The following is a 12,989-nucleotide window of genomic DNA, read 5'->3' as shown; positions in this document are numbered from 1 at the left end:
TTACACTAATTTTCACTAATTTTTTTCTTCAATTTGATGTAAAAAATGCCACAGATTATAAGGATAAAATGATTAAAAAAAAATCTGTGCAAATCTTTTAATCTGTGGCAAAAAAATAATTTGTGGAAATTAGTGTAATTCGTGGCAAACCATCTTTACTGTAAAACTTCGTGCATTGCTTTGGCTTTCAGCAAACATTCTTCATATTCTTTTTCTGGAACTGAAAGTGCTGTAATTGCGCTTCCTACAGAAAATGAAACATATTTATTTTCCTGATTATATAAAATACTTCTGATTACAACATTAAAATCAAAATCGCCTTCGGGAGTAAAATAACCAACTGCTCCGCTGTACAAACCACGTTTGGTTTCTTCAAGATTTTCGATGATTTTCATTACCGAAATTTTTGGCGCGCCCGTCATACTTCCCATTGGAAAAGTTGTTTTTAAAACATCAATCGGAGAATATTGAGGATCAACTTTTGAAGTTATAGTCGAAATCATTTGGTGAACCTGCAGAAACGAATAAATTTTGCAGAGTTCTACAACCTCAACTGTACCTTTTTGCGCCGTGTGCGATAAATCATTTCTGACCAAATCGGTTATCATGATATTTTCTGCTCTTTCTTTTGAATCTGACTCCAGGAATTGTTTTGATTTTTCATCTTCAATAGGATCTAAAGATCGTTTTGAAGTTCCTTTTATAGGCTGAGAAACAACAGTTTCTCCAACTTTTTTCAAATATCTTTCTGGCGAAGCCGAAAGCAAATATTGCTTGTTATTTTTAAAGAAGACCGAAAATGGTGCCTGCGAAATTTCATTTAGTTTTTGGAATTTTTCTAACGGATGTATTTCTGCATTTTCAGCAAAAAACTCCATACAGAAATTAGCTTCATACATATCGCCAATATGAATATGCTCCAGCATTTTATTCACTTTTTCAATATATGAATCTTTAGCAATGCGTTGCTTAATTTTTAAAGATGTGGCACTTTCGACTTTCGACTTTTGACTTTCGACTATCTCAGTAAAATCATCTTCAACCTCATCATCACAAAGCAATAAATATTGAATTTCAAGTTGATCACCTTTCAAAACAAATATTTTTTTTGGCTGAAAGAAAAATAAATCTGGAAAATCTAATCCATCAAAATTAGCTGATTTTAAAACTTCAACATCATTTTTTAAATCATATGAAAGATAACCAAAAAGCCAATCTTTAGTGGTTTGCTGATATTGTTTTAAATCATCAAAAGCATTTTGGAAATCGGTTTTTAAAGAAGTTAAAGCGTCTACCGCCATTACGCAATCAAAACTTGAATATTGCTGCGTATGCGAATTACTGTCTAAAAAAACAACTTCACGAAATTGCTGTGACCAGGTTAGAAGTTGCTCTTTAAACTGCTCTGGATTGGAAATATGTTTATGAATTGAAACTCTCAAAGAAGTATAAATTTTAGGCCTCAAAATTACGACAAAAATAATCCTTCAATAAAGTAATCTAGAAAAAATATTGGCACACTTTTTAGTATATCGAATTAGTGCTAATTATTAAAACTTTTCTTGCCTATTTGATTAAAAAACTACTCTCAAAATATGCCACAGATTTTACAGATTAACAAGATTAAAAAATCCATTTAATCTTTTATCCCGATAGCTATCGGGAGTGGCTAAAAATAAAACTAACCTGAGAGACAGGCGAGTTATTTATGAATCAAATTTTAAAACCTTTATGAAAACAATTGCAAAATTAGGATTGACTTCCTTGATGATTATCGCATTACTATTTTCCTGCAAAAAAGCAGATTATGCTTCCGAAGAATCAGCAGATTTAAAAATGATGGCAGACAGCACAGCTGTTTCCTCATCGGCAGCCGTGGTACAAAAAGACAGCAAGCAGAAATTCATCCGAACTGCTGATATAAAATTCAAGGTTAAAAATGTCGTCAAGTCAACTTATGCAATTGAAAATGCTGTGGCAAAATTTGGAGGTTTTGTTACCTACACGAATCTTCAAAGCAATATTCACGATCAAATTAAAACCAAAATTAGCCAGGACAGCACTTTAGAAACTACGAAATACTCTGTTGAAAACAATATTACTATCCGCGTTCCCAACACCCAACTTGATACTGTTATTAAAAGTATAGCAAAGCAAATTGACTTTTTAGATTTTAGAGTTATCAAAGCCGATGATGTTTCGCTGAAGTTGCTTGCCAATCAGCTTTCCCAAAAAAGAAGCACTGTTTCAGAAAAAAGAGTTGAAAAAGCAATTGACACAAAAGGCAAAAAAATAAATGATATTATGGAAGCCGAAAATACTTTGGCCAATCAAAAAGAAGCTAATGACAATCGAACAATTGATAATTTATCGATGCAGGATCAGATTAATTTCAGCACGGTAACTTTACAGCTTTATCAAAATGAAACCATCAAACAGGAAATCACTGCGGGCGAAAAAGACAGTGCATTTTACAAACCTAATTTAGGAATTCAGATTATTGATGCGTTAAAAAGCGGTTGGTATATTTTACAGGCTATTTTAGTTTTCTTTTTAAACCTGTGGCCGTTTATCCTGATTGGTTTAGGTGGATTTTTCCTCTATAAAAAATACGGAAAGAAATAAGAAAAGTGTTAATAAAATAGCAATTTAATAATGAAAAAATCGTTATATTTGATATAGCATTCAATTTATCCCAAAAACAAAGTAATTTGATTGTAAAATTCTCAATAAAATGATCTTAAAAATTGAATTTCATTTTATGTAAGAATTCAGGTTAAACGATTTCCAGCAGATTATTTATATTTTTTAACTTATTTAAAAATCCTAAGTATTATGAAAATTGCTACAATTATTGTCCGTGTTTTAATTGGTCTTTTGCTGCTTTTTGCCTCGATCAGTTATTTTTTCCACCTAATGCCCGAACCAGAAACTACAGGAAATTTTAAAGCCTTCAACGTAGGTTTAATGGCTTCAACTTATTTAATGCCGTTGGCTAAATCAATTGAATTGCTTTGCGGAATTGCATTTGTAACAGGACGTTATGTAACATTGGCTAATATTTTGATCTTACCTATTACGGTAAACATTTTGTTCATTAATTATTTTTTAGCTCCTGAAGGTTTGCCGATTGCAGCGTTATTATTCCTTGCTAATTTATTTTTGATTTACAGATATTGGGATAATTATAAAAGTGTTTTCAAAGCATAAATTTCACCGTATAACTTTAAATAACAAACCCGGCAAATTTTTAATTTGCCGGGTTTGTTATTTAATTTGTTTTATCGTGTTTTACCCAAACAAGATCTGAAATTTTATAACCAATTTCCTGTGCTTTTATAAGATAATCTGCTTTTATACTTTCAGGAATAGTAGTTTCGCGCGAAAGAATCCACATATATTTTAAATTTTCGCCTGCGACAAGTGCATATTTATAATCTGGGTCAATGGCAATGACATTATATCCAGCATAAAAAGGACCAAAAAATGAGACCTTAAGCATACCAACATCGTCCTTTTTGACAAACTTGGCTTTCCCGATACTTTCTTCCCACTTGTCTTTTTTGACATTATAGCCCCTATTATCAACCTTTATAGTACCATTATCATTGAGCGAATATTCGGCAGTTACATTGTTTAAGTTTTCCTCCCATTTGTAATCTAATCTTGCAATCTCAAACCATTTTCCTAAATATTTTGCTTTGTCAAAATTGGTGACAGCAACAGCTTTTTTTGGAATTTTTGAACTATTGCAAGAATAAAGCATAAATGCAATTCCCGCTCCGAGAAGAACCGGAGTTATATATCTATTTTTCATAATGTTATCTTTTTAATAAGATAAAGATAGCATCAGAATTACACATCTAATTTACAAAATTTTTCTTTGATTTTATATTTTTCGAATCAAAATATTTCATAACTATCAGTGACATAAATATTTAGTCCCTACGGAACAAACAGCCATCTAAAAACTATTATTTTCTACCAATATTTAATCTCTATGAGATTTAAAACATTTTTCAATTCAACTCCGTGAGGAGTTTAATATTGGTAGAAACACGAAAATGACAATAAAATGTTCCATGGGAACTACACAATATAAACGAACCAAATTATATTTCAAATACAATAAAAAAAACCGTCAGAATCTGACGGTTTTATAAAATATGATTTACGTAAAATTTATACGTGTATTGCTCTGTTTTCTGTAGCTGCCAATGCTGCTTCTTTTACCGCTTCCGCGAAAGTTGGGTGCGCGTGGCTCATTCTTGAAATATCTTCAGCAGAAGCTTTGAATTCCATTGCCGTAACCGCTTCAGCAATTAAATCGGCTGTACGTGCTCCAATCATGTGAACTCCTAAAACCTCATCTGTTTTTTCGTCAGCAAGGATTTTTACGAATCCGTCTAAATCAGCACTTGCTCTTGCACGTCCTAACGCTTTGAAAGGGAAACTTCCAGATTTATATGCAACTCCTGCTGCTTTCAATTGCTCTTCAGTTTGTCCAACTGCAGCAACTTCTGGCCAAGTGTAAACTACACCAGGAATTAAGTTGTAATCGATATGTGGTTTTTGACCTGCTAAGATTTCAGCAACCATAGTTCCTTCTTCTTCCGCTTTGTGTGCCAACATTGCTCCACGAACAACATCACCAATTGCGTAAATATTTGGAACGTTAGTTTGTAAATGATCGTTTACTTCTACTTGTCCTCTGTCTGAAATTTTTACTCCTGCTTTGTCAGCGTTTAATCCGTCTGTGTAAGGACGACGACCAACAGAAACTAATGAATAATCTCCTTCAAGAGTGATAGTTTCTCCTTTTGCATTTTCAGCCTGAACTATAACAGCATCGCCGTTTCTTTCAACCGATTTTACTTTGTGAGAAACGTAGAATTTCATTCCTTGTTTTTTCAATACTTTAGTCAATTCTTTAGACAAAGCGCCATCCATTCCAGGAATGATTCTGTCCATAAATTCAACTACAGAAACCTGAGCTCCTAAACGCAAGTAAACTTGTCCAAGCTCGATTCCGATTACTCCTCCACCAATAATTACTAAGTGTTTTGGAACTTCTTTTAAAGCTAAAGCTTCAGTAGAAGTGATGATTCTTTCTTTATCAATTTTAATGAAAGGTAAAGAAGATGGTTTTGAACCTGTAGCGATTACAGTATATTTTGCTTCGATAGTTTCAGATGTTCCGTCTGCTTTTGCAACTGCAATGTGCGTTGCATCTACGAAAGAACCTAAACCTGTGAATACAGTGATTTTATTTTTATCCATTAAGTAGTTGATTCCACCTACGGTTTGATCTACAACTGCTTGTTTGCGCGCGATCATTTTCTCTAAATTGATTTTCACATCACCAGAAACTTCGATTCCGTGATCTGCGAAATGAGCAATTTCTGCATAATGATGAGAAGAAGATAATAATGCTTTTGAAGGAATACAACCTACGTTAAGGCAAGTTCCGCCCAAAGATTTATACTTTTCTACAATTGCTGTTTTGAAACCTAATTGTGCGCAACGAATTGCTGATACATATCCGCCAGGACCTGAACCTATAATGACTACGTCAAATGAACTCATAGTTTGTCTATTTTATTTTTAGCGATACAAAATTAAGGAATAAAGTTTTGTTTAAAGTTTAAATTTCAATGTTTTTTGTGTGAAATTTGAGGTGTTAGTTTTCTGCCACGAAGGCTCGAAGACACGAAGTTTTTTTTTGGATTGTGGGTTTAAACGCAAAGTACGCTAAGGTTCGCTAAGTTTTTGTTTTTTTAATCTCGCAAAGTCGCGAAGTCGCAAAGTTATTTTCTGTATCTGGCAAAATTAGAAAGAAGCAAAGAATATAAAAACTTTGCGACTCTGCGACTTTGCGAGATTATTCTAAAACCTTTGTCCCTTTGCTTCTCTGAACCTTTGACCTAAACTTAGAACCTCAGCAACTTAGAATCTTAGCATCTTAGAAAATCACCGTCGAATTCTTCACTTCACTAATCATAAAGGTGCTTTGCGTACTACCTATATGCTGCAAAGTTGTGAGTTTGGTCACCAAAAATTCCCTATAGGCTTCCATGTCTTTTACTAACACTTTTAAAATATAATCGTAATCTCCGCTTACGTGGTGGCATTCTAAAACTTCGTTTAGTTTGATGACTTCGCTTTCGAATTTGGTTAGAAATTCTTTGGTATGCTGAATGAGTTTTAAATGACAGAAAACCACGAAGCCTTTTTCGATTTTTGATTTATCAACCAATGCAACGTAGTTTTTGATGATTCCTTCGCGTTCTAGCTTTTTGATTCTTTCATAAACTGCTGTTACTGAAAGATTCAGTTTTAAAGATAATTCTTTGGTTGTTTTTTTACTATCGGTTTGTAGTAAAACCAAGAGTTTTTTATCGGTGGCGTCTAAGGTCATTTGTTGTGTCATTGCGAGGAACGAAGCAATCTCATCCTCTACTTAATATTCATAATTAGTTCTTGAAATGAAAAAAAATCTATTGGTTTGGGCTTTATTAAACAAATTTAAACTAAAAATCTTTAGTAAGTCATTTTTATAGTTTTAAAATCTAATTATAAAGTCAATCATTGATTAATTTTCTAATTAGATGTTATTTTGAACTGATTTTCTTTTGAAAATGAGTGCCCTAGCCCTGATAGAAGCGGTATCCTTTTATGGTGGGGTTCACCATAAAAGATATAGCGAATAGCAGGAAACAGCTCCTAAAATTTATACTAAACAGGCTTTAGTTTAAACAACCTGAAACCTGAAACTTGAAACAAAAAAACTAAAACATATGAAAAACTTTAATCCAGCAGATAAAATTCAGGATTTGCAATACTTTGGGGAATTTGGAGGAGTGAATCCTTCGATTTCTGACTCTTCTACTTATACTTTCCTTTCGGCGAAAACGATGTTTGATACTTTTGAAGGGAATATGGAAGGCTGTTATTTGTATTCGCGCCATTCTTCGCCAAGTAATTTATATTTGGATCAGGCTTTGGCGGCGATGGAAGGAACAGAAACAGCAAACGTATCAGCTTCAGGAATGGGAGCAATTACGCCTACACTATTACAGCTTTGCGGTGCGGGCGACCACATTGTTTCAAGCCGAACTATTTATGGCGGAACGTATGCTTTTTTGAAGAATTTTACACCGCGATTCGGAATTGAAACGAGCTTTGTTGACATTACAAAATTGGATATTGTAGAAGCTTCGATTACGCCTAATACGAAAGTTATTTATTGTGAAACAGTAAGTAATCCATTATTAGAAGTGGCTGATATTGCTGGTTTGGCTAAAATTGCTAAAAAACATAATTTGAAATTGGTGGTTGATAATACGTTTTCTCCTTTGTCTGTTTCGCCGGCAAAATTGGGTGCGGATATCGTGATTCACAGTTTGACGAAATACATTAACGGAAGCAGTGATACGGTTGGTGGTGTGACTTGCGCCTCTAAAGAATTCATCAATTCACTAAAAAATGTAAACTCAGGAGCGAGTATGCTTTTGGGACCAACAATGGACAGTTTGCGTTCGGCTTCTGTCATGAAAAATCTTCGTACACTTCATATCCGAATCAAACAACACAGCCATAATGCGCATTTTCTTGCGGATCAATTTGAAGCAGATGGTTTAAAAACAGTTTACCCTGGATTGAAAAGCCATCCGAGTCATGAGCTTTACAAAACGATGATTAATCCGGAATATGGTTTTGGTGGAATGATGACTATTGATGTTGGAACTTTGGAAAAAGCCAATGAATTAATGGAATTGATGCAGGCCAGAAACTTGGGTTATTTGGCAGTAAGTTTAGGATTCTACAAAACACTTTTCAGCGCGCCAGGAACCTCAACTTCTAGTGAAATTCCGTTAGAGGAACAAGCAGAAATGGGCTTGACAGATGGTTTGATTCGGTTTTCAATTGGGTTAGATAATGATATTCAGCGCACTTACGAGATGATGAAAGCTTGTATGGTGGAGCTTGGCATTCTTTAGCCAAAGATTAAAAGATTTTTTTTTTCGCCACGAATTCACGAATTTTAAAACAAATTAATTCGTGAATTCGTGGCGATTTTTTTTACGATACACACCAGTTTGTCATTTCGATGTAAGGAGAAATCCCCGCAAGTAGCTCCGCACAGAAATTGCCAATCTTTGTAGAGTTACTTGCGGGGATTTCTCCTTACGTCGAAATGACACAAAATGCAATAACAAAAAAGCCGTTCTGATCTCAGAACGGCTTTCCCATTTATAATTTATAATTCACAATTAATAATTATCTACGCTTTCTCAACGAAGTTTAGCTTACTATTTTTTCTACTATAAGTAAAGTAAATAAACAATCCGATTAACAGCCAGATCGTGAAGTAAATCCAGTTCCAAACGCTTAACTCGGCCATCATGTACAGGCAACAGATTAATCCTAAAAGCGGAATTAAAGACAAATTTTTTCTGAAAGCCCAAACGGCTAATCCAACTAAAACGAAAAGGAAAATCCACATTGGGATTTTGTGTTTGAATAAACTGAAACCTGATTCGTATTTTAGAGAATCATTGATTGGCAAACCTTTTACAACTTCAGCATATTTAGCGTCGTCGTCTTGGTATTGTCCAAGTAAATGTTCTAAATCTGATGTTTCGGCAGTTTTATTTTTGACATCGATGCTTTCTAAATAATTGAAAACTTTTGCTGATTCTTCTTTATCTAAAGACGTAATAATTGTTGTTGCGTCGTTGATTTGCGCTTCATTATTAATAAAAGCCATTGTTGCTTTATTATTGAACGCAAACGCATAATACAAACCAGCAATCATCAAAATTGGCATAATGAATTTTGAATTCACATATGGCGTTTTGAATTTCCCTCTTGGAATATCCGTTTTATTTTGTAAAACCAAAACTCCCGCACAAACCAATACAAAGGCAAATAAAGTTCCGATACTGCATAAATCCGTTACCATTGTCAGGTTCAAAAACAAAGCAGGAACGGCAACCACAAAACCAGTTACAATGGTTGCAAAAGATGGTGTTTTGAATTTTGGGTGAACGGTAGAAAATTTCTTTGGCAATAAACCATCACGGCTCATGCTCATCCAGATACGAGGCTGTCCCATTTGAAAAACCAATAAAACGCTCGCCATAGCCACTACTGCACTTACTGCAATAATTCCGGACATCCATTTTAAGTTTAATTTATCGAAAACAAATGCAAGAGGATCTCCAACATTTAGTTCGTTATATTTTACCATTCCGGTTAAAACCAAGGCAATAGCAATATATAAAATTGTACAGATAATAATCGCCCACATCATACCGCGTGGTAAATCGCGCTGTGGATTTTTACATTCTTCGGCAGTTGTCGAAATCGCATCAAAACCAATATAAGCAAAGAAAACCGCAGAAACTCCTTTAAGAACTCCTCCAACTCCATTTGGAGCAAACGGATCCCAGTTTGCTGTATCTACATAAAATACTCCAACGGCAATTACTAGCAACACCACACAAAGTTTTACGACAACCATTAAATTGCTCGCATTACGAGATTCTTTCATTCCTCTATAAACCAACGCTGTGATCAAAATAATGATAAACAATGCTGGCAAATCAGTTACAAAATGAAAAGATCCTATTGTTGGCGCTGTTGTCCAAGCTGTGTGAGCCTGCTGCAAAGCAACACTTAAATTTTCGAAAGATTTTCCGCCTCGCATTAAAGCTTCGGCATCATTAAATCCGTTTGACGCAGTTAAATAATCCATTTGTATCCATTGTGGTAAATGAATTCCACCACTCTGGAGCAGTCCGGTAAAATAATCACTCCACGATATCGCGACCGTTATATTCCCAACGGCATATTCCATAATCAATGCCCAACCAATTATCCAGGCAATAATTTCTCCAAAAGCAACATAAGAATAGGTATAAGCACTTCCTGAAACCGGAACCATCGATGCAAATTCGGCGTAAGCAAAAGCGGCAAAACTACAAGCCAAAGCAGTAAATAAGAACAAGAAAATAACAGCTGGTCCTCCGTCTGCACTGGCTTTTCCAATTGTACTAAAAATTCCCGCTCCAACAATAGCCGCGATTCCGAATGCAGTTAAATCCCTTGTAGTCAAATGCTTTCCTAATGCATTATGACCGTCTGTTTCGTTCTGTGCAACCTGCTTCAGAATATCCTGTACTGTTTTCTTTCGGAATAAACTTGAAAATGCCATATATGTTTTGCTGTTATAAAATTAATTTAATTCAGTCGTTTTTGTTTTATTTTGCAAATAATGCAAAAATTATCCTGATTTCAAATATATAAAACGATTTTGTTTTTTCGGTGTTTTTTTGACAAGAAGACACGAAGTCCCAAAGTTCTTTTTTTTGCTGCGAATTTCTGTTATTTCTTGATTTTTTTTCTGTCTCCGAGCAAAAAGAAAAAAATCTGAGTTTCATTTGCTTTAAATTATTTATTACTGCTTTTAGTACAAAGTTTATACTGAATTTAAAAAAATGAGTAATTTTAAAAACGATTAAAACACAAAAAATAATACTAATAAATAGGCTATTAATCTAAATACAAAAATTCGTCGATGAAAAAATTCTTTTTCCTATTACTTCTAATCTGCTCAAATGTTTTTGCACAAGACATTGATATCGATCAGCTGAATTGGCTGCCAAATTCAAATTCGTTTTGGGTAAATTCTCAAGACAATATTATAGTTTATGATGTTAACAAACTCAAGCAAGGCACTACTATATTATCTAATACGCAATTAAAAAATTCAGGTTTCAGTGGAGAAATCGAACAGCTGGTTTGGAATAATGATAAAACAAAAGTACTGCTTTACACCAATTCTAAAAAAGTTTGGAGAGCCAATACGAAAGGTGATTATTGGTTTTTTGATTTAAAAACGGGCAAAGGAAGACAATTAGGAACAAGTTTGGAAAAATCTTCTCTGATGTTTGCTAAATTTTCCAGCGATAATGAAAACGTAGCCTACGTTTCTAAACATAATATATATGTTGAAAATTTAAATTCTGCAAAAATAACGCCGCTAACCACAGACGGAACTGACAAAATCATCAATGGAACTTTTGATTGGGTTTATGAAGAAGAACTTGCTGCACGCGACGGTTTTCGATGGAATCCTGACGGTAAAAGTATTGCGTTTTGGCGCGTAGATGCATCGGAGACAAAATTTCATTTAATGATAAATAATACTGATGCGCTGTATCCATTTACAATTCCGGTTGAATATCCTAAAGCTGGAGAAAAACCTTCATCGGTAAAAATTGGCGTAATCGATATTGCGTCTTTAAAAACAAATTGGTTAAATATTCCGGGCGCGCCAGACAATAATTATCTCGTGAGAATGGAATGGATGAACAATCAAAGTGTGATGGTTGTACAGCTAAACAGAAATCAAAATCAAGCTTCAATTTATAAATGCGATGCGAAATCGGGCGAAGCCAGTTTGATTTATCAGGAAAAATCAGATTCATGGATTGATGTTTTTGATATTTCGGCTGGCGAGTATGATGTTTTTTCATGTCAATTTGTTGACAACGGAAAAGCTTTTTTATGGAGTTCAGATGCTGACGGTTGGATGCATATTTACAAAATCAGTATTGATGGCAAAAAGAAAGAATTAATTACGACTGAAAACTTCGATGCTTATTTTAAGGCTTATAATGAAAAAACAAAATCGGTTTATTTTATCGCCAGCCCTACAGATGCTACGCAACGTTATTTGTATGAAACGAATTTAGATTCGAAAAAAACAAAACGCGTAACTCCTAAAGAATTTGAAGGTACAAATGAATATCGTTTTTCGACAAATGGTGAATATGCTACGCATAAAAATTCAAATATCAATCGAAACTCCAATAAACGTTTAGTTGCTTTATCGGGCCATAAAAAAATATTTCCAGAAACTGCCGATTCTTTTACAAAACCAAATCGCAATTATTCGATGGAGAAATTTAAAGTAACCACCGTTGACGGAATAGAAATAGACGGAATTATGGCGAAACCTTTAAATTTTGATCCCTCAAAAAAATATCCGGTATTTTTTTATGTTTACGGAGAACCAATGGCAACGGTCGCAAATGATGAGCCTTATTTTTATGGATTAATTACGCCTTTAATTCCGGCAGGATATATAGGAATTGCAATGGATAACCGCGGAACTCCTGCAATGAAAGGCACAAAATGGAGAAAATCAATCTACAAAAACATCGGAATTATCAATACACATGACCAAGCAATGGCGGCAAAAGAAGTTTTGAAATGGAATTTTATTGACTCCGACAAAGTAGCGATTCATGGCTGGAGCGGTGGCGGTGCCATGACGCTAAATTTAATGTTTCAGTTTCCTGAGATTTATAAAACCGGAATCGCGATTGCTGCCGTTACTGATCAACATTTTTATGACAATATTTACACGGAAAGATACATGGGACTTCCGAGTGAAAATGAAGCCAATTATACTAAAGCTTCGCCTGTAACTTATGCAAAAAATCTAAAAGGAAATTTATTGTACATCCATGGAACTGGCGACGATAATGTGCATTATAAAAACGCCGAAGTTTTAATCAACGAATTGATCAAATATGATAAAATGTTTAATTTAATGATTTACCCAAACCGTACGCATGACATTTCTGAAGGTGAAGGAACAAGTAAACACCTTTTTGACACTTTTATCAACTATATAAAGGAGAAATCTCCTCCGGGAGCCAAATAATAAAACAACTTTTTAAAGCTGTTACAGCCTCGTTATTTTTCGGAATAGTGAGGCTTTTTTTTTTTAGAAGTCCTGATTATGTACAATCTTGTCATTCCGAACGAGGAATCTCCACAAGAAGCTCTACAAAGATTGGACTTTCGTTGCGGAGTTACTTTCGATGATTTACTTCGTCTATTCGCTATCGCTCGAGTCTCCTTCGTCGAAATGACAAGATTGAGAATAGTTTTATGCTCAACTTTGACAAAGT

The 12,989-nt window shown here is 34.4% G+C and carries 9 protein-coding genes; 4 read left to right on the top strand and 5 right to left on the bottom strand.

All coding sequences use genetic code 11. The annotated features are described in order from the left end of the window. Positions 1-155: 155 nt before the first annotated feature. The gene (locus tag EV145_RS21185) at positions 156-1,442 is read right to left on the bottom strand and encodes an anthranilate synthase component I family protein (RefSeq protein WP_133527179.1); all 1,287 of its coding nucleotides are present in this window, start codon (positions 1,440-1,442) and stop codon (positions 156-158) included. A gap of 289 nt (positions 1,443-1,731) precedes the next feature. Between EV145_RS21185 and EV145_RS21180 the strand changes: the two genes are divergently transcribed. Both EV145_RS21180 and EV145_RS21175 read left to right on the top strand, forming a co-directional pair. Then, on the top strand, positions 1,732-2,625 hold the full coding sequence (locus tag EV145_RS21180) for a DUF4349 domain-containing protein (RefSeq protein WP_133527178.1): 894 nt from the start codon (positions 1,732-1,734) through the stop codon (positions 2,623-2,625). Between the two features lie 210 nt (positions 2,626-2,835). Then, positions 2,836-3,210 carry a DoxX family membrane protein gene (locus EV145_RS21175; RefSeq protein ID WP_072975927.1) on the top strand — a complete coding sequence of 125 codons (375 nt, stop codon included), beginning with the start codon at positions 2,836-2,838 and terminating at the stop codon, positions 3,208-3,210. Positions 3,211-3,271: 61 nt separating this feature from the next. Here EV145_RS21175 and EV145_RS21170 read toward each other — a convergent pair whose 3' ends face one another. The 3 genes from EV145_RS21170 to EV145_RS21160 form a co-directional block, all read right to left on the bottom strand. Next, the gene (locus EV145_RS21170) at positions 3,272-3,817 is read right to left on the bottom strand and encodes a lipocalin family protein (protein WP_133527177.1); all 546 of its coding nucleotides are present in this window, start codon (positions 3,815-3,817) and stop codon (positions 3,272-3,274) included. A gap of 365 nt (positions 3,818-4,182) precedes the next feature. Beyond that, positions 4,183-5,586 carry a dihydrolipoyl dehydrogenase gene (gene lpdA / locus EV145_RS21165; RefSeq protein ID WP_133527176.1) on the bottom strand — a complete coding sequence of 468 codons (1,404 nt, stop codon included), beginning with the start codon at positions 5,584-5,586 and terminating at the stop codon, positions 4,183-4,185. A gap of 376 nt (positions 5,587-5,962) precedes the next feature. Next, entirely contained in the window at positions 5,963-6,418 is a 456-nt protein-coding gene (locus EV145_RS21160) for an Lrp/AsnC family transcriptional regulator (RefSeq protein WP_133527175.1), read from the bottom strand. Positions 6,419-6,797: 379 nt separating this feature from the next. Here EV145_RS21160 and EV145_RS21155 point away from each other — a divergent pair, with 379 nt between their 5' ends. Then, positions 6,798-8,000, top strand: a complete 1,203-nt coding sequence (locus tag EV145_RS21155; protein WP_133527174.1) for an aminotransferase class I/II-fold pyridoxal phosphate-dependent enzyme — start codon at positions 6,798-6,800, stop codon at positions 7,998-8,000. Between the two features lie 284 nt (positions 8,001-8,284). On the opposite strand, the gene EV145_RS21150 is transcribed toward EV145_RS21155, so the two are convergent. Continuing rightward, positions 8,285-10,219, bottom strand: coding sequence for an amino acid permease (locus EV145_RS21150; RefSeq protein ID WP_133527173.1), 1,935 nt, complete (start codon positions 10,217-10,219; stop codon positions 8,285-8,287). A 363-nt stretch (positions 10,220-10,582) separates the two neighbouring features. Between EV145_RS21150 and EV145_RS21145 the strand changes: the two genes are divergently transcribed. Next, positions 10,583-12,739, top strand: coding sequence for a S9 family peptidase (locus EV145_RS21145; RefSeq protein WP_133527172.1), 2,157 nt, complete (start codon positions 10,583-10,585; stop codon positions 12,737-12,739). Positions 12,740-12,989: the final 250 nt, after the last annotated feature.

The sequence above is a fragment of the Flavobacterium sp. 245 genome (assembly GCF_004362055.1).
Classification (GTDB): domain Bacteria; phylum Bacteroidota; class Bacteroidia; order Flavobacteriales; family Flavobacteriaceae; genus Flavobacterium.
This window is presented reverse-complemented; position numbering and strand designations above follow the sequence as displayed.